The 23,466-nt window shown below is 36.5% G+C and carries 30 protein-coding genes; 8 read left to right on the top strand and 22 right to left on the bottom strand.

Going from position 1 to position 23,466, the window contains the following annotated elements; genetic code table 11:
- The first annotated feature begins 211 nt into the window (after positions 1-211).
- Positions 212-688 carry an N-acetyltransferase gene (locus BR30_RS0118945; protein ID WP_026566359.1) on the top strand — a complete coding sequence of 159 codons (477 nt, stop codon included), beginning with the start codon at positions 212-214 and terminating at the stop codon, positions 686-688.
- A gap of 35 nt (positions 689-723) precedes the next feature.
- Here BR30_RS0118945 and BR30_RS0118940 read toward each other — a convergent pair whose 3' ends face one another.
- From BR30_RS0118940 to BR30_RS0118925, 4 genes are all read right to left on the bottom strand, one after another.
- Complete coding sequence (locus tag BR30_RS0118940) at positions 724-1,362, bottom strand: RsfA family transcriptional regulator (RefSeq protein ID WP_026566358.1); 639 nt, start codon at positions 1,360-1,362, stop codon at positions 724-726.
- A gap of 83 nt (positions 1,363-1,445) precedes the next feature.
- Positions 1,446-2,207 (bottom strand): enoyl-CoA hydratase/isomerase family protein, encoded by a 762-nt coding sequence (locus tag BR30_RS0118935; protein ID WP_026566357.1) that lies wholly within the window; start codon positions 2,205-2,207, stop codon positions 1,446-1,448.
- Positions 2,208-2,319: 112 nt separating this feature from the next.
- Positions 2,320-2,493 carry a 50S ribosomal protein L32 gene (gene rpmF / locus BR30_RS0118930; RefSeq protein WP_026566356.1) on the bottom strand — a complete coding sequence of 58 codons (174 nt, stop codon included), beginning with the start codon at positions 2,491-2,493 and terminating at the stop codon, positions 2,320-2,322.
- Between the two features lie 89 nt (positions 2,494-2,582).
- A complete protein-coding gene (locus tag BR30_RS0118925) occupies positions 2,583-3,104 on the bottom strand; it encodes a YceD family protein (RefSeq protein WP_026566355.1) in 522 nt (173 codons plus the stop codon).
- Between the two features lie 255 nt (positions 3,105-3,359).
- Between BR30_RS0118925 and BR30_RS0118920 the strand changes: the two genes are divergently transcribed.
- Positions 3,360-4,574 carry a nucleotidyltransferase gene (locus BR30_RS0118920; protein WP_026566354.1) on the top strand — a complete coding sequence of 405 codons (1,215 nt, stop codon included), beginning with the start codon at positions 3,360-3,362 and terminating at the stop codon, positions 4,572-4,574.
- A 32-nt stretch (positions 4,575-4,606) separates the two neighbouring features.
- Here BR30_RS0118920 and BR30_RS0118915 read toward each other — a convergent pair whose 3' ends face one another.
- Together BR30_RS0118915 and BR30_RS0118910 are read right to left on the bottom strand one after the other, a co-directional pair.
- Positions 4,607-5,626 (bottom strand): SepM family pheromone-processing serine protease, encoded by a 1,020-nt coding sequence (locus BR30_RS0118915; protein ID WP_026566353.1) that lies wholly within the window; start codon positions 5,624-5,626, stop codon positions 4,607-4,609.
- An 8-nt stretch (positions 5,627-5,634) separates the two neighbouring features.
- Positions 5,635-6,414 (bottom strand): patatin-like phospholipase family protein, encoded by a 780-nt coding sequence (locus BR30_RS0118910; RefSeq protein ID WP_026566352.1) that lies wholly within the window; start codon positions 6,412-6,414, stop codon positions 5,635-5,637.
- A 232-nt stretch (positions 6,415-6,646) separates the two neighbouring features.
- On the opposite strand from BR30_RS0118910, the gene ylbJ reads away from it, so the two are divergent.
- Positions 6,647-7,861 carry a sporulation integral membrane protein YlbJ gene (gene ylbJ / locus BR30_RS0118905; RefSeq protein ID WP_026566351.1) on the top strand — a complete coding sequence of 405 codons (1,215 nt, stop codon included), beginning with the start codon at positions 6,647-6,649 and terminating at the stop codon, positions 7,859-7,861.
- Between the two features lie 27 nt (positions 7,862-7,888).
- Here the strand turns inward: ylbJ and coaD are convergent, their stop codons facing one another.
- Together coaD and rsmD are read right to left on the bottom strand one after the other, a co-directional pair.
- Positions 7,889-8,371: a pantetheine-phosphate adenylyltransferase gene (gene coaD, locus BR30_RS0118900; RefSeq protein WP_026566350.1), complete on the bottom strand. Its 483-nt coding sequence runs from the start codon at positions 8,369-8,371 to the stop codon at positions 7,889-7,891.
- Positions 8,372-8,383: 12 nt separating this feature from the next.
- Positions 8,384-8,944, bottom strand: a complete 561-nt coding sequence (gene rsmD, locus BR30_RS0118895; protein ID WP_026566349.1) for a 16S rRNA (guanine(966)-N(2))-methyltransferase RsmD — start codon at positions 8,942-8,944, stop codon at positions 8,384-8,386.
- A gap of 408 nt (positions 8,945-9,352) precedes the next feature.
- Between rsmD and BR30_RS0118890 the strand changes: the two genes are divergently transcribed.
- Positions 9,353-9,742 (top strand): DUF7147 family protein, encoded by a 390-nt coding sequence (locus BR30_RS0118890; RefSeq protein WP_026566348.1) that lies wholly within the window; start codon positions 9,353-9,355, stop codon positions 9,740-9,742.
- Positions 9,743-9,928: 186 nt separating this feature from the next.
- On the opposite strand, the gene BR30_RS0118885 is transcribed toward BR30_RS0118890, so the two are convergent.
- The 5 genes from BR30_RS0118885 to BR30_RS0118865 all read right to left on the bottom strand — a co-directional run bounded on the left by BR30_RS0118885 (position 9,929) and on the right by BR30_RS0118865 (position 12,007).
- Positions 9,929-10,204, bottom strand: coding sequence for a YlbG family protein (locus BR30_RS0118885; RefSeq protein WP_026566347.1), 276 nt, complete (start codon positions 10,202-10,204; stop codon positions 9,929-9,931).
- Positions 10,205-10,362: 158 nt separating this feature from the next.
- Entirely contained in the window at positions 10,363-10,806 is a 444-nt protein-coding gene (locus BR30_RS0118880) for a YlbF/YmcA family competence regulator (RefSeq protein WP_026566346.1), read from the bottom strand.
- A 61-nt stretch (positions 10,807-10,867) separates the two neighbouring features.
- Positions 10,868-11,233, bottom strand: a complete 366-nt coding sequence (locus BR30_RS33960) for a hypothetical protein (protein ID WP_051633680.1) — start codon at positions 11,231-11,233, stop codon at positions 10,868-10,870.
- A gap of 107 nt (positions 11,234-11,340) precedes the next feature.
- Positions 11,341-11,580: a YlbE-like family protein gene (locus BR30_RS0118870; protein ID WP_026566345.1), complete on the bottom strand. Its 240-nt coding sequence runs from the start codon at positions 11,578-11,580 to the stop codon at positions 11,341-11,343.
- A gap of 19 nt (positions 11,581-11,599) precedes the next feature.
- Positions 11,600-12,007 carry a YlbD family protein gene (locus BR30_RS0118865; protein ID WP_026566344.1) on the bottom strand — a complete coding sequence of 136 codons (408 nt, stop codon included), beginning with the start codon at positions 12,005-12,007 and terminating at the stop codon, positions 11,600-11,602.
- 148 nt (positions 12,008-12,155) lie between these two features.
- Between BR30_RS0118865 and BR30_RS0118860 the strand changes: the two genes are divergently transcribed.
- Together BR30_RS0118860 and BR30_RS0118855 are read left to right on the top strand one after the other, a co-directional pair.
- Complete coding sequence (locus tag BR30_RS0118860) at positions 12,156-12,638, top strand: PaaI family thioesterase (RefSeq protein ID WP_026566343.1); 483 nt, start codon at positions 12,156-12,158, stop codon at positions 12,636-12,638.
- A gap of 23 nt (positions 12,639-12,661) precedes the next feature.
- Positions 12,662-13,021: a hypothetical protein gene (locus BR30_RS0118855; protein ID WP_026566342.1), complete on the top strand. Its 360-nt coding sequence runs from the start codon at positions 12,662-12,664 to the stop codon at positions 13,019-13,021.
- Between the two features lie 17 nt (positions 13,022-13,038).
- Here the strand turns inward: BR30_RS0118855 and BR30_RS0118850 are convergent, their stop codons facing one another.
- Together BR30_RS0118850 and BR30_RS0118845 are read right to left on the bottom strand one after the other, a co-directional pair.
- Complete coding sequence (locus tag BR30_RS0118850) at positions 13,039-14,106, bottom strand: CAP domain-containing protein (RefSeq protein WP_231507750.1); 1,068 nt, start codon at positions 14,104-14,106, stop codon at positions 13,039-13,041.
- A 194-nt stretch (positions 14,107-14,300) separates the two neighbouring features.
- A complete protein-coding gene (locus BR30_RS0118845) occupies positions 14,301-14,735 on the bottom strand; it encodes a CBS domain-containing protein (protein WP_026566340.1) in 435 nt (144 codons plus the stop codon).
- 191 nt (positions 14,736-14,926) lie between these two features.
- Between BR30_RS0118845 and BR30_RS0118840 the strand changes: the two genes are divergently transcribed.
- Positions 14,927-15,286, top strand: a complete 360-nt coding sequence (locus BR30_RS0118840) for a YugN family protein (RefSeq protein ID WP_026566339.1) — start codon at positions 14,927-14,929, stop codon at positions 15,284-15,286.
- Positions 15,287-15,353: 67 nt separating this feature from the next.
- Here BR30_RS0118840 and BR30_RS0118835 read toward each other — a convergent pair whose 3' ends face one another.
- From BR30_RS0118835 to cyoE, 7 genes are all read right to left on the bottom strand, one after another.
- On the bottom strand, positions 15,354-15,818 hold the full coding sequence (locus BR30_RS0118835; RefSeq protein ID WP_026566338.1) for a DUF420 domain-containing protein: 465 nt from the start codon (positions 15,816-15,818) through the stop codon (positions 15,354-15,356).
- A 119-nt stretch (positions 15,819-15,937) separates the two neighbouring features.
- Positions 15,938-16,843 carry a cytochrome c oxidase assembly factor CtaG gene (ctaG, locus tag BR30_RS0118830; RefSeq protein WP_026566337.1) on the bottom strand — a complete coding sequence of 302 codons (906 nt, stop codon included), beginning with the start codon at positions 16,841-16,843 and terminating at the stop codon, positions 15,938-15,940.
- Positions 16,844-16,987: 144 nt separating this feature from the next.
- Positions 16,988-17,323, bottom strand: a complete 336-nt coding sequence (gene ctaF / locus BR30_RS0118825) for a cytochrome c oxidase subunit IVB (protein WP_026566336.1) — start codon at positions 17,321-17,323, stop codon at positions 16,988-16,990.
- 4 nt (positions 17,324-17,327) lie between these two features.
- On the bottom strand, positions 17,328-17,954 hold the full coding sequence (locus BR30_RS0118820; RefSeq protein ID WP_026566335.1) for a cytochrome (ubi)quinol oxidase subunit III: 627 nt from the start codon (positions 17,952-17,954) through the stop codon (positions 17,328-17,330).
- Positions 17,954-19,825 (bottom strand): cytochrome c oxidase subunit I, encoded by a 1,872-nt coding sequence (gene ctaD / locus BR30_RS0118815; RefSeq protein WP_026566334.1) that lies wholly within the window; start codon positions 19,823-19,825, stop codon positions 17,954-17,956. Before ctaD ends, BR30_RS0118820 begins: the two co-directional genes overlap by 1 nt.
- 34 nt (positions 19,826-19,859) lie before the next feature.
- The gene (gene coxB / locus BR30_RS0118810) at positions 19,860-20,915 is read right to left on the bottom strand and encodes a cytochrome c oxidase subunit II (RefSeq protein ID WP_026566333.1); all 1,056 of its coding nucleotides are present in this window, start codon (positions 20,913-20,915) and stop codon (positions 19,860-19,862) included.
- Positions 20,916-21,027: 112 nt separating this feature from the next.
- Positions 21,028-21,963 carry a heme o synthase gene (gene cyoE, locus BR30_RS0118805; protein WP_026566332.1) on the bottom strand — a complete coding sequence of 312 codons (936 nt, stop codon included), beginning with the start codon at positions 21,961-21,963 and terminating at the stop codon, positions 21,028-21,030.
- Between the two features lie 585 nt (positions 21,964-22,548).
- Here cyoE and BR30_RS33955 point away from each other — a divergent pair.
- Positions 22,549-23,457: a COX15/CtaA family protein gene (locus BR30_RS33955; protein WP_035445738.1), complete on the top strand. Its 909-nt coding sequence runs from the start codon at positions 22,549-22,551 to the stop codon at positions 23,455-23,457.
- Positions 23,458-23,466: the final 9 nt, after the last annotated feature.

Below are 23,466 nucleotides of genomic sequence, written 5' to 3'. Positions count from 1 at the left end.
TATTCCACCATTTATATGTTTCTACACGATTCTCTAAATTTCCTGCAAAATTTTGAAAACGCTTTCCAAGTTTATGTGAAGAATTTTTTGAGTTTTTGTTATATAATGAAAGTGATTCAATTGAAAAATGCTAAAATTATTTCATTTCATGTTATTCAAGAGCAAACGAATATATACAAGATTATGAGTAATCATATTTAGGAGGTTGACTATGGCAGTAAAAGTGGAAAGACTCAAGGTAAATTTTAAAACACTAGAAGAGTTTAAAAAATTTAAAGAATATGGGATTCAAGAATTATCAATGCTTGAAGATCTTGAAGCAAATATGGTTGATAATAATAGTGACTCACCTTTTTACGGAATTTATTTTGGAGACAAATTAGTAGCTCGAATGAGTTTATACCAAATTGATGCAAAGTTTGACCGCTATTTCTATCCACCGCAAAATTACTTAGAGTTATGGAAACTTGAGGTATTGCCCGATTATCAAGGTAAGGGTTATGGCAAGGCGCTTGTCGAATTTGCGAAAAGCTTTGGTCTCCCGATTAAGACGAATCCAAGAGTACAATCAAGAGATTTTTGGGAAAAGATGGGCTTTGCGAATGTAGATTACGATACGGAGCGTGACCGTGGCGAAAATCCATTGGTTTGGTACCCTTCAGGCGTAGAGGCACAACAACATAATTAATACAAATGAAAAAGCGGACATTGGGTCCGCTTTTTCTACTTTTCTACTCTTTCAAGATTACCATTTTTGTCCATTTGAAATTTTACTTTTTGTTGTCGGTCCTCATCCTGAAGAACTACCATTTTCCGAGCTCTTTCCATAATTTCAATTAATGAACGATAATCCTCTTCGATTGCTTTTAAATTTTTAGATAATCTTTCGTTTTCTGCAGCCAAATAGTATGCCTTTTTTTCCAACTCTTTGATTTTTTCATTCGATTTCTTCCGTTCCGCTTCATTGTTGGATGAGGCTTGTGCTTTTTGTTGGAGTCCCTCTAAAAAATGAATCACCGCCGTAAATGTAATCGTGCTTCCCTGCTCATTTCCTGTTGGTGTAGGAACTGAAGGAACAGCTTCTACGTTAACTGGTTCTTCATATGTTTCTTCTTCATTCGGTACTGGCTGTTTTTTCAACTCTTTACGCTGATTTTTAGCTAGCTCGATGCCCGATTTATACTGTTTTCTAACAAACGAGTTCCAACGAAAGCCACAGGCCGCTGAAGTCCGTGTAAGCTGCCTCCCTACTTCTTCGAATGCTTGCAGTTGCGTCCCGCCTTCCCGGATGTGTCGTAACACAACCTCAGCAAGCAACAAGTCTTCATCTTGGGACCATGCATCTTGTCGAGTCGGTGACATCAAATCATCCCTCCTAGTGTTTTTATAATACATATGCATCTACTAGAAAAGATAGACTTAATCAAGCCCTGTGTTTTTCATCTTTATTCATTGTTTTTTCGTATAAACGCATTTACATATTCATGATGGATATCGCTTTCCCAAAGAATCGCACAATTTCTAATCTCTTCCTCTATTCTTTCACGCAGTTTGGTTTCTTCCCACTTTCTAATCCAAATCCTTTTATAGGATTTTAGTACACTTACATCGTTAGATATCATCTGTCCAAGGAATGTTTCACAAGCCTGAAGAGAGTGATCAGTATATAGTGAGTTAATAAACCCAATTTCCATTAAATATGAGGCAGTTTGGAGTTCTGCTTCCATTAAAAGCTTCATTGCAATGGAAGCAGGCAGCTTTTCTGCTAAAATTGAACCGCCGCCCCATCCCGTTGTTATCGCTTGCTTCCCTTGGACAAACCCTGCCAATATACCTTCTCTTGCTAAGCGATAATCGCAGGCAGCTGCAAGTTCACAACCGCCGCCAATTGCTGTTCCATTAATGAGAGCAACAGTCGGAATAGGCAAAGTAAGCAGCGAATAAAGGATATTTGCCATTTTTGAGAGCATCCCATAAGCCTCTTCCTTCGTGCGAAGGGAATGAAAAACAGATAAGTCTCCACCTGAACAAAAAGCACGATCATCTTCTCCAGTAATAACAAGCGCCTTTATATCAGGGTGAAAAGATCTTTTTATCGCTTCAGCCAATCCTTCCATGACGTCAAAATTAATAGCATTTCTTTTTTCACTTCTAGTAATAGTAAATACCAAATAACCCATATCACGTTTTTCAATCTTGTACGACAACCTACAACACGCCCCTTCATTATTATTTTCGCAAAAATGAGTATGTATAAATCAAAGAAACGACAAAAGCACAAGGGAAATAATCCCTTGTGCTTTATATCTTACCTTAAAATTAGTCGTTCACTACATCTTTTCCTTTGTATGTTCCGCAAGCTTTACATACACGGTGTGAAAGTTTCATTTCACCACAGTTTGGGCAGCTTACCATACCAGGTACGTTTAATTTAAAATGAGTACGACGTTTTCTTTTTGCAGTTTTAGAAGTCCTTCTAAAAGGTACAGCCATTCTTCCCACCTCCTTAAAGAGTATTAAGAAAGTAATGAAGGCCAGGAATGCTGGGTCTTCACTTTGCTTCTTAGATTTGTCGATTTAATTTACGAAGAAGAATTGTTTTCATCGAAAAACTTTGCGAGACCTGCAAGTCTCGGATCAATTTTTTTAGATTGATCTTCTCCATGTACAACTTCCCAATCCTTGCCAGATTGTGGAGCAGCATCTTCACGATTAACATCTTCGCAAAAAACTTGCATTGGTACCTCAAGTAAAAGAATCTCTCGAAGGATTGGCATAACATCAATCACTTCACCTTTCACTTGATATGCTTCCTCTTCAGTTTCATAAACTGAACCTTGTAAGAGAAACGTTTCAGTTGTTTCGACATTAATTGGAAGTTTAACATCCACTAAAGTACGAGAACATGGAAGTATTAAGTAACCTTCGATTTTTAAATGGAATGTTACTTTTGTTGAATCGATATCTCCCCGACCTGTAATATGCATCGGAGAAACTTCCCGGATGGTTGGATCATCTTGCTTGACCTCATCCACACGAACTATCTCATCAATAATAAATTCCTTGTTTCGATATTTTTGTAATTGACTTAATGTCCATTTCAATTGAATCACCCCAAGGCAACAAAGGTAATTATAGCCTTCGATAAATTTTTTGTCAATGTTTTTTCTTTACACCCCGTCAGATGATTAAAAGAGCAAAATGCACCTATCTGTTTTCTATACTAGTTTAACCAGATACGCCTTTTGCAAACATCTTTAATATCTTACCATATAATTTGATTGGTTTCCTTAAAATATTGCTATAATGGTAAGAAAAGCGGAAGCACACGAGAATTTCAGGTTATAAGGAGAGTATGAATGAGAGCAGTTGGATTAATCGTGGAATACAACCCTTTTCACAATGGGCATGCCTATCATTTACAGGCATCTAAGGAAGCAGCAGAAGCTGATGTTGTCATTGCAGTAATGAGCGGTAATTTTTTACAGCGCGGGGAACCTGCACTTGTCTCCAAATGGCAGCGGACAAAAATGGCATTGCTTAATGGTGTAGATATTGTTTTTGAACTACCATATTGCTTCGCAACTCAGAAAGCGGAAACCTTTGCAAATGGTGCGGTGTCAATGTTGGATGCAGTGGGCACTCATTGCCTCTGTTTCGGGAGTGAAAGCGGAGACATATCGGATTTCCTTCAAACAATTGAATACTTAGAAGAGAAGCATCATCCATTTAATGAAAACATAAAACAGTACCTAGACACTGGTGTCAGTTATCCGAAAGCTTTATCCCTTGCTTTTGGGCAATTGCCAGATTCGGATAAATATTTGGATTTAGCTAAGCCAAATAATATTCTTGGACTCGAATACATAAAAGCTATAAAACAACAAAAGTCGAGTGTCATCCCAATGACGATTCCTCGAAAAAATGCTAACTACCATGATCAAGATTTTACCTCTGCAACGATAGCAAGTGCAACCAGTATCAGGAAAGCCATCTTTGCTGGCGGCGATGGAAAATCTGCTATTGACCAATATGTACCAAATCCGACCAAACAATTGCTAAAAGAATATTTACAATCATATCAAGTATTTCACCAATGGGAAAACTATTGGAGTTACCTTCAATTTCGTTTAATTCATGCGAGCCCAGAAGAACTGAGAGAACTATATGAGATGGAAGAAGGGATTGAAAACAGACTTCTCTCTACAGCACGAGAGTCTGATACTTTTCTTGAGTTTATGCAGAAAATTAAAACGAAACGTTATACTTGGACAAGGCTTCAAAGGTTATGTGTTCATATTTTAACTAATTCGAAAAAAGAGGACATGGCAATGATTTCAGAAAAAGCCTCTTATTTAAGACTTCTCGGTATGACCACAAGGGGCAAGGATTATCTAAATAAAAACAAGTCTCATCTCAATCTCCCCCTAATATCGAAACTTTCTTCTTATAAAGGAAAAGAGATTAACCTAGATATTAAAGCAGCAAGGGTTTATTCACTTGGGCTCCCTAACCATTTAAAAAATAAAATGATCCATCAAGAATATCAGCAGCCGCCAATTTATATTAAATAATGCAAAAAGATGATGCATGCGCACCATCTTTTTTATTTTTCCTTTAGATTTTCTAAATAGCTAACAGCTTCGTCAAAAGTATCAATAGGAACAATTTTCATATTAGTTTTTATCTCACGGGCGGTCTTTACTGCATCCCGGTAATTGGAATTCTTTATTCCTTTTTCATTAGGGGCTAAAAAGATTTCTGCGCCTGCCTTGTCCGCTGCAACAATTTTTTGTTCAATTCCCCCTATAGGACCAACCGTCCCATCCACTTCAATGGTCCCTGTACCTGCTATCTGATACCCTTTTGTCAAGTCACCGTCTGTCAACTGGTTATAGATTTCTAATGAAAACATGAATCCTGCGGAAGGTCCGCCAATTTCATCCGTCTTTACCTTAACTTTTGGATCAACCATTATTTCTTTATCATCAACGAGCGAAATCCCAATTCCAACCTTTTGAGGATTTTCTTTAAAAGCCTGAAGTTTTAATGTGACAGTCTTTGTACTTTTATTTCGTAAATAGGTTAATTCTACCTTGTCACCCGCATGTTTACTACTCACGTAATCAATAAAATTTTCAGAGGAAGGCAATTGCTTCCCATCCACTTTAAAAATTCGATCACCCGCTAAAAGTTTCCCGTATGCAGGCATATCAGGAATCACTTGGACCACATAAATCCCCTTATATTTGTATTTAACAGGCAACCCCGCTTTTCGATAGGCTACCTCTATTGCATTTAATTTCGAACCCGCCATAAGATGGAGCTGTCGTACATTGTATTCTTCCTCGGTTTCTTTTTTATTTAATATCATCTCAAGTGGATAGAGCTCCTCATATTTTCTCACCTTTGCTTCTATATAAGAAAATATATTAGCTCTACCCATTCTAACCGTCGTAAGCATAAAATTCCCTTCGTCCTTATCGCCGCCTTCAACAGTGATGATTGGTCCCAGTTCCTTAGCCATTCCCGGTTTGGAGACATAATATGGCAATGAATAAAACATTCCCCAAACAAAAATAATCGTAATAACTAGTGCAGACCCTATATATATTTTTTTGCGCATCGCAATTTTTACCCCTTCCACTGTTCAATCACGGTTTTTATTTGCGTTAAGTGTTTTTTTGCTTCTGCCTCACCTATATTAATAATCTCCTCAATATTTGTGAAGGCTCGTGAACTATAAATTTCGACAGGGGGACGAATCATTACACTTGCAGCAATTTCCCGATTGTTAATTATTTCTGCTTGCATAATATCTATACTCTGCATGATGACATCAAAAATAGAGGTAATCTCGGCATTACGCTTTACCCTGGAAACATCTACTGCGATAACGATATCTGCTCCCATCTCTTTAGCGACAGAAACAGGAACACGATCAGATACGCCACCATCTACAAGGATTCTGCCATTATATTTTTCGGGCACAAAAATTCCGGGTATCGAAATGCTTGCCCGAACAGCATCTGCAACAGAACCCGTTTTAAATACCACCTTTTCCCCCGTCAATAAATCAGTAGCGACGATTCCAATTGGAATCGAGAGTTCCTCAATATTTTTTCCGTGGGTAAATACCTTAATAAATTCTTTTACCTTTTTACCTGAAATAAAGCCCATTTTTGGAACTGTAAAGTCTAAAAAGTACTTCCTCTTAAAGGCAGTGGACAGTTTATATAACCGATCCATATCAATACCAGCACCGTAAAAACTAGCAACTAGTGCTCCCATGCTGCTTCCTGCAATCAGATGAATCGGTATTCCAGCGTCTATCAAGGCCTTAATGACACCTAAATGAGCAAACCCGCGTGCACCTCCTGAACCAAGCGCCAAGCCTATTTTAGGGTGCTCCATAAATTGTAGACCTCCAATCAATACCTAACCAAAATAATATTTCTTATTAGACGGACTTAACGAATCCCTTCCTTGTAAAAGTGAAATCTCGTTCAATCTTATGGTCTAAATAAACGTTCTATGAGTATATTTGAGTTATATGAGGACAAGTCAGGATGGAATGTTTCTTTATTTTACCATTCATTTAATTGATTGCACAGTTCAACGATTCCCTCGGGAGGAGGCCCCTTCATTGTTTCGGTCGAAATTAAAAACACTATTTTTATCCATATCCGTCACCATTCTAGCAGTCTCTCTAATATTTTATCCGCAAGAGTCCTTAGATGCATCCATTCGCGGCCTAAATATGTGGTGGGAAATTGTTTTTCCATCTTTGTTACCATTTTTTATTGTTTCTGAAATGTTAATTGGCTTCGGAGTTGTAAAATTTATTGGTGTATTATTGGAACCGTTAATGAGACCCCTTTTTAAAGTTCCTGGTGTAGGCGGATTTGTTTGGGCAATGGGTATGGCATCCGGATTTCCTTCTGGAGCAAAGTTCACGGCAAGATTAAGAGAAGAAGGCCAGTTAACACGAATTGAAGCTGAGAGACTTGTTTCTTTCACAAATTCATCGAATCCATTATTTATTTTTGGGGCTGTTTCGGTAGGATTTTTCTATAATCCACATTTAGGGGTTATCCTTGCACTATCTCATTATTTAGGAAATATTTGTGTTGGGTTAATCATGCGCTTTTATGGAAATGAATCACCCGAAGAAATCACAACGAAAAGGAAGAAGTTCAAAATCCGTTCCGCTTTATCAGCTTTGCATCAAACGAGATTAAAAGATAATCGACCAATTGGAAAACTACTTGGGGATGCCGTTAATTCATCCATACAAACCTTATTAATGGTTGGCGGGTTTATCATTCTCTTCTCTGTGATAAACAAAATACTTTATCATTTACATATCACGGCCACATTAGCAAAATCTGTTGAGGTGCTGCTATCTGCGCTGTCCTTCCCAGAAATGTTAAGTATTCCGTTTATTTCAGGTTTATTTGAGATTACTTTAGGCAGTCAACTAACTAGTCAAAATCCAGATGCAACACTTTTACAAAAAGCGATGATTACCAGCTTTATCTTAGCCTTTAGTGGTTTTAGTGTCCAAGCCCAAGTTGCAAGTATTCTGGCACAAACAGATATCAGATTTAAACCATTTTTTATGGCGAGAATTCTTCAAGGTATTTTCGCAAGTTTGTTTGCATTGATCCTGTGGAAGCCTGTTTATTTGCGCTTTAATGGGAATGAACAGCCTTCAAATGCCTTGCCAGTTAGTTTTTTCGAGGATGGATCATGGGCAGACTACCTTTATCATAAGATGATTGTAGTTGGGCCGGTTATCACCATTCTCTCCCTGTTATTGTATGTGCTTATTTTATTTTCCCGTATAAAAAAACATTAAAAAAAGAGCTAGTTAGCTCTTTTTTATTTATGACTTGAATTTCTTCTGCAATTCTTTTTCTACAATTGGAGGAACCAGTGTGGAAATATCCCCATTATACTTTGCTACTTCTTTTACAATACTTGAACTTAAGAAGGAAAATTGATTATTCGTCATGATAAAAAAGGTTTCAATATCATCATTCAGCACTCTATTCATCGAAGTAATTTGCATTTCGTACTCAAAGTCCGAAACTGCCCGCAATCCACGGATTATAGCATTAGCATTAACAGCCTTTGCATAATCAACAAGCAAGCCTGAATGGACATCTACTTTAACATTTGGAAGATCTTTTGTTACAGCCTTGATTAGATTTATTCGCTCTTCAACAGTGAATAACGGATTTTTAGATGAATTGTTTAAAACGCTCACATAAACGGTATCAAATACTTTGGCACCTCTTCTAATAATATCTAAATGGCCAAATGTAATTGGATCAAAACTTCCTGGACAAACGGCTATTTTCGTCAAATTGATTCCCCCTTACTCAATATCTGTTCGAATATAAATGGTTACCGCAATTATCCCATACTTCTCATGTTTTATTTGGCTAAATCGTCCTACTGCCTTCGGTAATTCAACATCAAAGCTGTGTTCACAGACAACGATTCCATTGGATTTTACTATATCCTGTTTATCCATTTTTTCCATTAAACTGACTAGTTGTTGTTTTTTGTATGGCGGATCTAAAAATATGTAATCAAAGCAAATATCCCTTTTTATGAGAGCCTTTAATGCTCTATCGGCATCATTGCGATAAACCTCTGCTTGATCCTCAAATTTACAAGCTTTTATATTTTCATGAATTACTTGAATGGCCCTGGACTCACGGTCAATGAAAATAACTTTTTCTAATCCTCTGCTAAGTGCTTCTAATCCTAATCCACCGCTCCCAGCAAATAGGTCCAAACCAATCCCGCCATCAAAATAAGGACCAATCATATTAAATAAAGCTTCTTTGACCTTATCTGTAGTCGGCCTTGTCGTATTCCCTGGAACTGCTTTTAGAGGTCTTCCTTTACAACTGCCTGAAACCACTCTCACTTACCTATCACCACATTTTTTTCAGAAATAATTTCTTAATACATCCTACCATATTTTATAAAAACTAGACAATTTCTGTGGATGATATCTTATTTATTTTATTGAAGTACAACAAAGATTGTTATATCTCGAAATTTTATCATAAAACACGTATAAGCTTTTGGGTTGTGGTAATAATGTAATTAACAACATCAATTCGAGGATGTTGTTGCCAACCGCGGAGAAGACTTACGTTTCCCCATAAGTTCTTCCTCCGGTTTCTCCTCTCCCTTTGCCTTCTATCCTTTATGAGGATGTAGAAGGACCCTGCAGAAAGTTCTGCAGGTTTTTTTTTTGCTTTTTATTCAAAAAATCCGTTATAAGTGATAAAGTATTGAAGAATTGATCCATTATAAAGGAGCGTTTTAATTGATCCAGCGTTTTATTGAATTAGGTGAGGGATATTCAGATTTATATGAATTACTAGAACTTATAAATGCCAATCAGCACCGTCTTCAACATCTGCTTGCACTTCACACAAAGATTGAGGGTAAGGAACTGACTTCCTTGGTCGTTATTTTAAAACCTACTGACCCAGGAAAGTTCCAACCTCTTTATATTTGTCGTGAGGGCATACCGAATCCAAATTATTGTCCTAATAAAAGGTATGACCTTTTTGCCCAAACCGCTGCTGCGTACAATAAACAAATGCACGAACTATCGGTAAAGCCATCTTCCACATTTTACGAAAAGGAACTATATTACCAATACTTAATTGGTATTCTCAGGCTCAATCATTATTTACTTCCACTTCAATAAGAAAAGCGCAAGCGCCCTGTACAGCGGCGTTTGGCCTGGAGCACTCCAACTGAGATAAAGGAAACACGAAGAGCCGTAGGCGATTCGATGTTGACTTATCGTAGGGCGGAGAGCGAAGGACACTAGCCGCTAGGGCGCTGGAGCTGGACAATAAGAAAAGGTGAGGGACTATATTCCCTCACCTTTTTAAATACCCATTTTATAATCATATTCTTTTGCTTTATCTGGAGCTGAATTTTCATACTCCATTCTTAAGAATGGTTTATATGAAGGTTCTACTTTTTTTACAAACGAAAAAGAATTCAACTTTTCCATAATCTCATCTACTTCTTGTTGATTACAATACAGTACAACATATTTCAGCTTTTTTGAAACATAATGTACATTTCCGAAGCGTCTAAGCATTTTAGCTTGTTTTAAAGAGTAAAGCCAAACCACCAATCCTTGTCTTTGAACAAACATACTATTTCCCCTTCAACAGAACCATCATTTTAACTAAGTCTAGCATATTAAAACGCTTCATTTCAATTCAAACTTTAATTCTTATCAATATTAAATGGAAGTAAAAAAATATTCACTGTAATCTAACGAAAAAAACCAGCTAACATTAGCTGATTTTCTCATCCACACCCACAACTTCCTCCACCGCCACAACCGCTGCTATGGTTGGAATTTGTTTCGAAAAACTGGTTGCCAGTTGGGACTTTTATATGTTCTGAGACAGCGCCTCCTACGATGATGCTTATTGCATCTAGAAGATCTTGTAGGTCATTTTCTGCCAATTTAAATTCCGCTACTAGTGGATCCAAATCCATTTCTCTTTTACTTTCGCGGATTTGGGTCATTACCTTTTTATAATCAGGATGGTATTTTCCAAAGCGTTGAACCTCATCATATAATTCCTTTAGACTAACAAAACGATTTATTTTACGCTGTGATTCCCTATTGTTTTGCAATTTATATAAACAAATTTGATATTGTTCTGCTATTTCAGATTCTAAAACCATTTTTGCTAGTTGCTCAGCTTGTTCCAATAATTCGACTCTTTCTAATGTAGCAAGCACGATTACGCCCACCTCCACAGATATTTTAACATGAAAGTGTTAGTAATGCGAAAAATACAGTTTATCTAGTGATATTTACCATAAATTCTTTTTCCATTCCATACGGTTGATTGTTTAAATCGACAACTTCAAGTTTAACCCTATGGCTGCCCGGGGATAGCCCTTTAATGATAAATGCTGCCGCATTAACTTCTGATTTTTTCTTACCATCAATCCAAATAACGAGCTTACCCAACTTTTTCTTTGAATGGTCAGTTTCTCGAAAACTAATTCCTGAAACAATACAATTAATTAATACTGTTTCCCCTTTGACTTGGTGGTTCACATATAGCGATGGCATTTCAGCTCTTGGTATGACATTATTAAATCCAGAAAGAATTCCAATCAATAAGATAATAAGTACTACGCGCGGTAACTGCTTTTTCAATTTGATCCACTCCTTCTTTTGCTTGTATTGTTCGCCTCCATTTCATTTTTTAGTCTTAATCCGAAAATACAAACAAAAAATCCACAAATAAAACATGTGGATTTTGGTTAATTTTGATTTTTCATAGCTTGAAACATATGATACATCATGGACGCCATCTGCACACTATTTGTAAATTTGTTCACTTGGTCCGGAATGGTCTTTTTATAATAGTGTAACGACTCAATTTCAAGTGCTTGTAAATCATATGGATTTCTTGATAGCTTTCGATACCAAATGGGTTGTTCGCGGATAAACTGCTTTAAATCCTTCTGACTTTCAATATATTCAAGGACATCTCTTCGCATGAATTAAAGCCCCTTCCTATCAGTCTTTTCTAAACAAAAAGGGATGTTTTGGTCCTTCTTGTGGTTTTGCTGGCCCTCCCGCTGCATTGTTTCCTTGAAATTGTGAAAGTACACCTTGGACCGCTCCGAGGGCCTGACTTAAGTTATTGATATGGTGTTGCATCTGATTCGGATCCATTTTCTTAACCATCCCCATAATTGTCGACATCCAATCACTTTTTGATTCTGAGCTTACTTCTTCAGCAGCAGATTCATCACTAGATCCAATCGTTTCCCAGCGAGTATCCTCTTCCCCTAACAAATACCACTCTTCATATAACTCCTGCCAGGTTGCCTTCCCCCTCCGTACTTCCTGGACAAGTTTAGGATTGTTTTTAACAAATTCTTTAAATTGTATAACGGTAGGGTGTAATTGTTTTTGTGTCATTTTTCTCACCTCAACCCATATTACTGCCAATAATACAATATGAAAGTTCATTCAAAATGTGAAAGAACCTCGCAGGATAAATATATTTAATATTTTTTCTGTAAATGATAAGATGTCAGAAGAATAAGAATTGAAAGAGGTATCTCAAATGAAAGATGAATTACGACAATTATTAGAAACATGTATCGAAAATGGTTCAGAAGCAGATCTCAGTTCACTTACCTACCTTTTAAATGGACTTAAACAAAAAATTAATCAAAACCGCAGTACCTATATTGACGGGATTCTTCAAATGGACAGGAAATTCGAAGAGAATACTTGCGAAATTACCATTCCCATTCACCCTTTTCTTAATAATAATTTAGATATCATCCATGGAGGGATAACCGCTACCGTTCTTGACACTGCGATGGGTAGTTTGGCTAATTATTATTTGCCAAAAGGATTTGGGGCTGTTACCAATCAATTAAATATCCATTACATAGCGCCTGGTATTGGAGAAACACTTCGTTGTAAAGCGGAAATAGTCCATAAGGGCAGCAAAACAATGGTTATTTCAGGGGAAGCCTACCGGAGTGACGGCAAAAAAATGGCCTATGCAACCGGTACATTCTTTATCATTAGCAAATAATGACCGGAGGAGTTGGATTCATAATGGTCACCGCCATTGTTATTCCAATTATTTGCCTTTACTTTTATTGGCTTACAAAAAAAGAGATGAAGGAGAATGATTCTAAGTGGGCTAATGCTGGTAACGTCCAGCATGAAGCAATCTTAACTGGAGAAATTAAAAGCATCATAGAGGAGAAGCAACGGTTTTATTATCACCGTTACATTCATGTTCAGTCATTAAGACTGCAAACAGAAACAAAATTAATTACAGTCCAAAAGATTACGCCCCTCACAAAAGACTTTCAGAAAGTTTCCTTTAAAGTAGGAGAAGTCATAAGAGTATATGGTAAGTGGGAGCATAACAAATTTTTATTTAACGAATATATAAGCGAAAAAAGGTGACCTTGTCGTCACCTTTTTTATTGTTCAGTTTTTTGAATAAAATTTTGTGTATAGTATTTTTCAAATACTCCGACTCCAAGATGTGAATAGTCCTTATTTAAAAGTGCCTCACGATGACCTTTACTATTGAGCCAACCTTCCACCACAGCAGGACCATCGGTATAATTTGCCGCGATATTCTCACCAGCAGACTTATACACTACTTCAGCTGTTTTTAATCTCTTGGCAAGGTCTCCAAATTTCTTAGAGGTATGCGAGAAGTCATTGTTTTCTGACATGTCCTTACTGTGTTGAAACGCTGCATTAGCCGTATTTTCGTCCCACTCTAAAATCTTTAATTTATTTCTTGCTCTTAAAACATTGGTTATGTCAAATATCTCTTGTTCGGTGTCTTCTTCAATTTCACGCTGCATTTCCTCGCTAGGCTCAGGTGCCTGAATTAGGACACCATTATAAACAAGTTCATAGGGACGCTGTTTGATTAGTGTAGGTGCATCTAAGAAACGAACACTTGAGAGATTTCCGGTAAACTTATCAATATATAGTTGAACAAAAATATCACCCAATTGCACCATCGGCCGAAGATTTAGATCCGTATCATTTAGTTCAAAGCGATAAGAATTTCCGTTGAATTCGAGATTAATATTCGTATCAATATAGTGAGTATTAAAAATTTCCTCGACTGGTTGTCCGATTTCAAATGGTGCTACATCTAAATTCTGACCAATGGCAAAAATCGAAACAATACGCTTATTTTCTACACCCACTTGTAAATAGCCTTTAGGGTTTTGATTATAAATATACCACTGATAACCATACATTGATTCATCAATCCGTGAAGGTCTACCGAGGTCCTTTTCCAAATCCTCTTCATTTTTCCCAATTAATAAAGCCAAACCTTCATTTGGTTTTTCTGAGATAATTTTTTTACTAGGTTTATTCACTGGGCTTTGTGTTATGTTTTGTTCTTTTATTTCTGAAGTATTATTTTCTTTAATTAAAATTGTACTTTCATTATTTTCGTTTATACTAACATAAAAACCGATGGTTAAGAAAACCGCTGAAATGATTAAAATTTTTGACAATATACGCAGAGGCTTTCACCCTCTCTGGAACTTTTTCTATCATTATATGTATAGATAAAATTATTATATCATTTATGACTTGAATAATAATAGTCATTATCATAAATATCAGATATATGAACTGATTAAAAGAAAACAGGTACAATGAGTACCTGTTTAATTATGATTAGACTATTTTTTTCAAATAATAATTCTTAGTGTTGTGCACTATTAAAGTTTTGTTCAGATATTTCGGTTAAGGCCACTTTTGCCTGATCATCAGTTAATTCTCGGATGGCGAAATCACCTAGTGAAACAATTCCAACTAATTTATCTCCTTCTACCACAGGCAATCGGCGGATTTGATGTTCTGCCATTAATTTTGCTGCTTCCTTGCTTGTAGAATCAGGTGTGACGGTAATCAGTTGATTACTCATAATATCTTCTACCTTTGTAGACCCAGGATGTTTTTCTGCAACACCTCTTACGACAATATCACGGTCTGTTATCATACCCACAAGCTTGTCCTGGTCAAGAATCGGGATAGCACCTACATTTAACTCTTTCATTTTTAAAGCGACTTCATATACATTATCCAATAATGTACAACTTTCAACGTCTTCCGACATAATATCCCTGATATTTTCCATTTTCTTACCCCCATGATATAATTATTACCTCTTATCATTATTCTAGGTTTTCCAACCAATAATGTTTTATTCGCTCGAATCTATTCATTGCAAGTTGCTTGATTTTCAACTATTATTAAAATTGAATTATAAATGCTTTACTGATAAAAGAAACATTGGGGTAATGGTATCGTTTTTAGGAGGGATAATTTATGAAATTCGAGAATACTGAGATTGAAAAGTTAAAGGCTGACTTAAACCGACTAGATGAAGTCATGTTAGATCACGGTTTAGTGCGCGAGGGGCAATGGGACTACGAACGTGTTACATATGACCGCAAGTTTGAATTAAAAGAAGGGGTATTTTACCTGCGCGTTCGCGGACATGCGATAGAAGGTGATATTGGTGCTGATAAAGCAACTATTCAATTAATGACCCCGCTTTTAGGTAAACATTATTATCCGCATGGTGTGGAGTATGGTGAAGGTGAAAATTTCCCTACCTCACTTGTAAATCAATGTAAAAAAATTCTTGATGCTGTTAAAGCCGAAGTAAGTAAATTTGCTCTATAAAATAAAAGTAAAAAAGACGCATGGGAGTCATGCGTCTTTTTTATTTTGAAGTTGCAAGGACCTTATTTTACAGTCCTAGGATTGCTTTAATCATCGAAGTTGTCTCTCCGCCTTGATAAAATACATAAAGCAGTAGGTATACGGCAACTCCTGTGATCGCAGTGAAAAACCAAATGAGACTAGTAATCGGGCCGAGTTTACGATGGATAGAAAGCTTGTTTTTGTATCCGGTCAAGATTGAGGCAATACCGAACCCAGCTCCTGTTGTCGCAAGTGTTATATGAAAGATTAAAAATATGGTGTAATAAATTTTAATATTTTCTGGCCCACCGAACGACGTGTTCCCAATAAAGATTGTCCGTGAAGCATAAATGATAAAAAATATCACAGCAAAAATAGCAGCCAACAACATAGTTTTTTTGTGAGATTCAATCTTCCTTTGTGCTATTTGCCACCAACCAATGGCAACGGTAATAGCACTTAATACAATAAATGTAGTACTGATAGTAGGTAAAATCGGTAAGGAGTTCATTCCATGCCCTCTCTTTTCTTTTATTCTACAATAATAGTAGTTCAACTCCCCTAACAATTCAACGGATTAACATAAAAATATCCTCTCATTAATAAAAAATCTCCCAAGAGTATGGGAGATTATTTTATGAGCAAAGGATTTAGCTGCTGCTTCGTTTCTTGTTCGGTATCAGCTTGATCTTTACGATACCATTCAAAGAAAACATGGCCAAGAATGACTCCATATATGATTTCTTGAATAATTTTCATTAATACGCCGCCAAGCTGCTGATCATGAAGTAATGACATCGAACTAAAAAGCTCGGGACCACTTAAATTCAAGCTATCAAAGTTCGCAGAACCGACACATAAACTCATTACTTGCCCCCAAACTTGAGGATCAGAATAGGTCGCATACATTGGTGTATCTGCAAAGATAATTAAGGCACAAGCAGGTGTTAACAGTATACCATCTGCAAAAATATAACCAACCTTTTTTAGTCCACTTAATGTCTCATGCTCTGGCAATTGATTAAGTAAAGGCCACCACATGAAAGTTGCAACAACAAATAATAGGATAGAATAAATAGCATGCAGCCAACCATTTTGCATGACATGGTCGAAAATAATTGGTACGTGATAAAAGGAAAATAAGCCATTAAAAACGATCAATGCAATTAGTGGCTTTGTTAAAACCCTAAAGACAGAATTGACTATGCTAATGCTAAAAAATTTCCTCCACACCCAATTTGGAATACTTATAATTAATATAGGTGGTACCACCAATACTAAAGCAGCCATTTGAATCATATGAACCCAAAACATAAGGTGAGCTAATAAATCGATTGGTGATCCCTTAATGGCATAAAGTAGGATGATTGATAATAGAAACAAACTACCTTGTGTTTTCGTTAAGGGCTCACTATCTGGAAACCAGTTTCTATATTTTGTTGTAAGTACAAAATATCCTGCAGTAACTACGATTAAGATTAGTAAAAAGTACGGGCTCCAAAGTGCTTTAAAACCAAATATATCTAAAGTAAGCACCCAAATCACCTCTTTTTGAATTAAAAGAATTATTGACTCTATTATACCCTTGGTCAAAACGATAAGCAAAGAAATGTAACCTTCCATAATTTTGCTCTTAAAAAAGAAAATCGGCTATTAGCCGATTTTCTTTTTTTGAACATATTACCACCAAATAATTGTAGAAAAGGCAAGTATAGTTATAGCTCCAACCAACACACCTGAGTATAAAAAGAGTGATGGAGCTTCATGCCCTTTATGGCTCATATGCATGAAATAATATAGTTGGAAAATAACTTGAACAACTGCTAATAGAATAATAAACGGTACAGTAAACCACGAAGTAAACCCTTTAATATATACAGCTGCAAAAGCAATTAATGTTAAGAAAATCATTAAGGCAAAAGAAACTAACTGATATCTCATTTCTTCTGCATTTTTCCTGCGACGATATTCAATGTCTACTCTTGGGTTACCTGAATTTAATTGTTGATTAGCCATCAGTTTATCCCACCATTCCCATTAAATATACTACTGTAAAGATAAATACCCAAACAACATCGATAAAATGCCAGTATAAACTAAACACATAGAATTTTGGAGCGTTGTAGAGGTCTAAGCCACGTTTAGAATTTCTAAACATCAATGTTAAACACCAAAGTAAACCAAAAGCAACGTGGCCCCCGTGGAAACCAACTAGTGTATAGAAGGCAGATCCGAAAGCACTGCTTGTAAATGTATGCCCTTCATGGACATAATGGGTAAATTCGTAAACCTCTAGTCCTAAGAACCCTGCACCTAACAGAGCAGTAAGACCAAGCCAGACCATCATTTTTTTGAAGGCAAAGTTCTTCATATGATACATTGCGTATACACTTGTTAATGAGCTGGTTAAGAGGAGCATTGTCGCAACAAATGTTAACGGTAATTCAAATAGATCCTTTGCTAAAGGATGACTTGAACTTGGAACTTTATCCTTTAATGCAAGGTATGTGGCAAAGAGGGAGGCAAAAAGAACTGTCTCTCCCCCTAGGAAAAACCAAAAACCTAAAAATTTATTTTTTGATTCAAGGGTTGATTTTTCCGGCGCAGCAGGCCATGTTTCATAAGTAAATTTTTCATCAGCGTGCATTATGCCTTAACCCCCTTATCATCGTCATCCATTAAGTCCTCTTTGTGAATATGGAATCCATGATCATCTTTTACTGAACGTAAGAACATGGAACCAAACGTTACTAATAATCCAATAATCATTACTGGTAAAGCCCAAGCCTTATCATTAACATGATACATTGCACCAAAAGCAGCAATGAATAATCCTAAAGCCATCATAAACGGTAAGAAAGATGAATTAGGCATATGAATGTCACCAAGCGGCTCAGCAGGAGTCATTCCTTTTTTACCATCCATTTTTTCTAACCAATACGCATCCAACCCACGAACAAGTGGAAGTTGCTTAAAATTATAGAACGGTGGTGGTGAAGGGATTGCCCATTCTAGTGTTCTTCCATCTCCCCATGGATCATTACCAACTTTAACATTTTTCACAGATGTTATGATGATGTTATATAACATTACAATAACACCTAAGCCCATAAACGCAGCTCCTATAGAACTAACCATATTGGCACTGTCAAATCCTTGACCAGGAAGGTATGTGAATACGCGTCGCGGCATTCCCCATAAACCTAAGAAATGTTGAATAAAGAATGTTAAATGGAACCCGATAAAGAACAACCAGAAAGTAATTTTACCTAAAGCTTCACTCAACATTGTTCCAAACATTTTTGGCCAATAAAGATGTGTGCCTGCAAAGACTGCAAATACTACACCACCAACAATAACGTAATGGAAGTGCGCAACAACGAAATAGGTATCATGGTATTGATAGTCTGCTGCTGCGGAGGCAAGCATTACCCCTGTTACCCCACCAGCAAGAAATGATGGAATAAACGCCATCGCCCAATGCATAGGAGTGGTAAATTTTACACTTCCTCCCCACATTGTTAAAAGCCAGTTAAATATTTTAATTCCTGTCGGTACACCAATTGCCATAGTAGCTACTGCGAAAATGGCATTAGCTACAGGTCCTAAACCAGTTGTAAACATATGGTGAGCCCATACCATGAAGCCTAGGAAACCAATTAATACAGTTGCAAAAACCATGGAAGAGTATCCGAATAAACGCTTTCTTGAGAAAATTGGGAAAATCTCCGAAAAAATCCCGAATGCCGGAAGTATTAATATATATACTTCTGGGTGACCGAATATCCAGAATAGATGTTCCCAAATTACGGTATTTCCACCTAATGTAACATCAAAGAAATTCGCACCAAACAATCGGTCAAACATCATTAGAACTAAACCAACTGTTAATGGAGGAAATGCGAACAAAATCAGTGCAGAAGTAACAAATGTAGTCCAAGTAAACAAAGGCATTCTCATATATGTCATACCTGGAGCACGCATGTTAATGATGGTAACAAGGAAGTTAATACCACCAATCAAGGTTCCAATACCAGATATCTGTAAACCTAAGATATAAAAGTCTACACCATGACCTTTTGAGTGAAGTGCAAGTGACGCATAAGATGTCCAACCTGCATCAGGAGCTCCACCTAAGAACCATGAAAGGTTTAGAAATATTCCTCCAAAGAAGAATAACCAAAATCCTAAAGCATTTACAAATGGAAACGCAACGTCGCGTGCTCCAATTTGTAATGGCATTACCGCATTCATAAATGCAAATACAAGCGGCATTGCAGCAAGGAAAATCATTGTTGTTCCATGCATTGTTATAATTTCATTAAATAATCCGGCACTAACAAAGTCATTATTCGGCACTGCAAGTTGGATGCGGATAAATATTGCCTCAAGTCCGCCCACTAAGAAGAAAAATCCACCTGCAATGAGATATAGGATAGCGATTTTTTTATGGTCAACTGTTGTTAAAAAGTCCCATAAAGTTGCCCCAAATCCCTTTTTTTGAGCATAGGTACTCACAATTTTACCTCCCTTTCAACCAATTCCCCTTTTATTACTGAACCTTTAAGCCCATTAAATATTCTGCTAACGAATCAAGCTGTTCTTCAGACATTTCAGGGTATTTTCCTGTCATCATGTTACCTGGTTTGTATGTTTCCGGGTTACGGATCCAATTTTTCAACTCTTCTTTATTATGATCTAAAACACCTGCTACACGAGTACGATTACCAAAATCTGATAAATTCGGTGCAAGACGTGCAGTCTCAGGCATTTTATTTGATGGTGTTACGGCATGACAGCCGATACAGCTTTTATTAAAAATTTCTTGACCTTCTGCAGCAACAGCACTTTGAGCTTTTTGTGGTGCCTTAACATTTTGCATGGAAGCAACCCAAGCATCAAATTTGTCTCTGCTGATTGCTTTTACTTTAAAGTCCATCAATGCATGGGATGGTCCACAAAGTTCTGCACATTTCCCATAGAAAAGATTTCCGGCTTCGTTTGCTTGTTTATCATCAAACTCTAACCAAAATTTATTGATATTTTCAGTGTTGGTATCAAGTTTTCCACCAACAGCTGGAATCCAAAATGAATGTTTAACATCGGTAGACTTTAAATTAAAGTACACTTTTTCATTCGTAGGTACAACTAAATCCTGACTTGTTACAATCTTCTGTCCAGGATATTCGAAATCCCACCAGTATAAATGAGAGCGCACATTAATAACAAGCGCTTTTGTATTTTTCTTGTCCATTGGTGATACATCTGCAAGTTTAAAGGTTGCAGCTACAGTCGGAACGGCAAGAATCAATAGTAAAAGAATCGGCACAACAGTCCAAATAATTTCTAATTTGTGACTTCCTTCTACTTGTTTTGGGATTCTGTCATCCTTTCGTTTAAAACGAACCAAGATCAAAATGAAAATGATCGCAACAATAATAATAACCCCAACCATGATTAAAGTACTTAACTTCATTAAATCATATTGCGTTTTCGCAACTTCACCGGCAGGCTTTAACGTGGAAAGGTACGGTTCGCCACATCCGGAGAGTACAAGCGCTAAAATCGAAAATAACGAAATCAAACGCCATTTTGCAAGCCTTTTCATAGCTTAATCAAACCCCTCTTTCACTAATAAATTATAAAACATTTGGTGGATCAAAGAAGTATGTAGGATGACTGTTCCCTTCAATTTCATCCAGAAACAATCAATTTCAAAACTAAATCAATGTAACGATAACCATTGCTACAAAAATAATAGTTAAGTATTGCAAAGAGTAAACAAACATTAGTTTTGCCCACTTTATGTCATCTTTGATTCTATATCCATAAATCCCTAATGCGAGCCATCCGATATTTAATAGGATAGCAAGTACTAGAAATGGGATTCCTAACTTGGTTAGAAAAAACGGAATTGGTTGAAGTGCAGCAACCCAGAGTACGATGTGAATTTTGGTGGTTTTAAACCCCTTCACTACCGGTAGCATTGGGATACCAGCAGCTTTATATTCTTTAACTCTTCTCATCGCCAATGCATAAAAATGCGGTGGCTGCCAAACAAACATTAATACAAACAATGACCATGCCATAATATCAAGATTTGCATCAACCGCTGCCCACCCAATAAGCGGAGGTACGGCTCCTGAAATGCTCCCGATAATTGTATTGGACACCAATTGCCTCTTCGACCACAGGGTATAGAGGAAAACATAGCTAAAAACTCCAAGCAGTCCAATTACTGTTGCAGTCATCGTAGTAAAGAATAAAGACAGTGTTCCCAGTCCAATGAGTAAAATACCTAATGAAAGAACTTTTACCGGCCCTATTTTCCCCGTTACAGTTGGTCGCGCTTTCGTTCTTTCCATTAAATGATCAATATCGCGATCAACATAATTATTGATTGCACAGGACCCAGCAATAATTAAAGAAGAACCCACTACTGTAAAAAAGATAATATCTAAATTATTTAGAAAACTTTGCCCTGTAAAATGTAGTGCTAACCATAAACCTGTAAAAGTAGTAATAAGGTTGGAATTTACAATCCCTATTTTTATAAGGGCCATAAGGTCTTTCCAAGCTGAGGTTTGTAAATTGGTATTCAGGCCCGCAGCGCCATTATCAATAGCAGCATCTCCGTAAGCCTTAGAGTTAGACATTTGTTTCTCCTCCTAAACCTAAATAACAAAACATTCATCATTTAAGCACGTAATATTGATACTTCATTATTTATGCCCTCATTTGTAATAAACAGGAATGCTCAGCAGAAAAAATCAATTAATTTTTTTCGACTTGAATAATAATTATCAAAAAAGAATAGTGATTTTTAAAACACTTTCTCTGTATATTAAATCACACTTTCCGATATTTTTGTGAACTTTTTTTGAATAATTTAATACAAAATTATGACAGGATTCATTATTTAATGACTGAAGTATGAATTTTACGGTTAAAACCTCTTATTTTTACAAAATAAACATTCTATATTATATACCCTTACCTATTACTAACAGACTAAAAGTAAAGTTTCAACTGTTTCCACTATAATAATAGTGTTAATCATTTATTATTCAGGACCTTTTTTATTAATAAAAGTTATTTAATAATCTCTACTTAATTTCTGTTCATTTTCGACATTATTCGGTATTATTAATAGGGAATTTAAAAATCTTGTCCTTTTCCATTTATTATACTGTCAGGTTTATCCAATGACAAATTATTGAACTTTTTAAGAGGTGACTTTTTTGCGACTATCTTTGAAGTGGTTAGCGGTTGCCACTACCATCGGAATGATTTTTATTCTAATTGGCGGTGCATTAGTGACAAAGACCGGTTCTGGAATGGGCTGCGGGAGATCTTGGCCACTTTGTCATGGCAAATTCCTTCCGTTGGCAATAACACCAGAATTAGCTATTGAACTTGCCCACAGGCTTGTTTCTGGAGTAGGTGGAATTATGGTTCTCATTCTATCGGTTTGGTCATGGAAGGCGATAGGGCATATAAGAGAAACAAAATTTCTTTCATTCCTTTCCTTTTTCTTTTTACTTTTACAAGCATTAATCGGGGCAGCTGCAGTAAAATGGGGACAATCAAGTTTTGTCCTAGCCTTACATTTCGGTATTTCTCTTATCTCCTTTTCATCGGTGTTGTTGTTAACACTTTTAATTTTTGAAGTTGATAAGAAATTTAATGCGGAAAAGCTTTATATTGATAAGCGAATGGGGTTTCATATTGTCGGTGTTTCCATTTATAGTTATCTTGTTATCTACACTGGTGCACTTGTGCGTCATACTAAGTCTAGCCTTGTTTGTCGAGACTGGCCTTTATGTTTAAATGACTCCCCAGCTTTCCCCTCTAACTTGTACGAATGGGTGCAAATGGGTCACCGGGCAGCAGCTGGTTTGATCTTTATCTGGATTACCTATATCCTTATTTTGACAGTCCGTAATTATAAAGAGCAAAGAGTTCTTTATTGGGGATGGATTATTTCCTTCATCCTTGTTACCTTACAAGTAATTGCTGGGGCTTTGATTATTTTCACTAGTTTAAATCTCTATATTGCCCTTTTGCATGCATTCTTTATTACCTGCTTGTTTGGGGTTTTAAGTTATTTCCTTTTGTTATATTCTAGGTCAAAGAGAAATTTTCATTAAAAAAAGTTG

The organism is Bacillus sp. UNC41MFS5, assembly GCF_000686805.1.
Note: the sequence above shows the minus strand (reverse complement) of the source record. Positions and strands in the feature narration are given on the sequence as shown.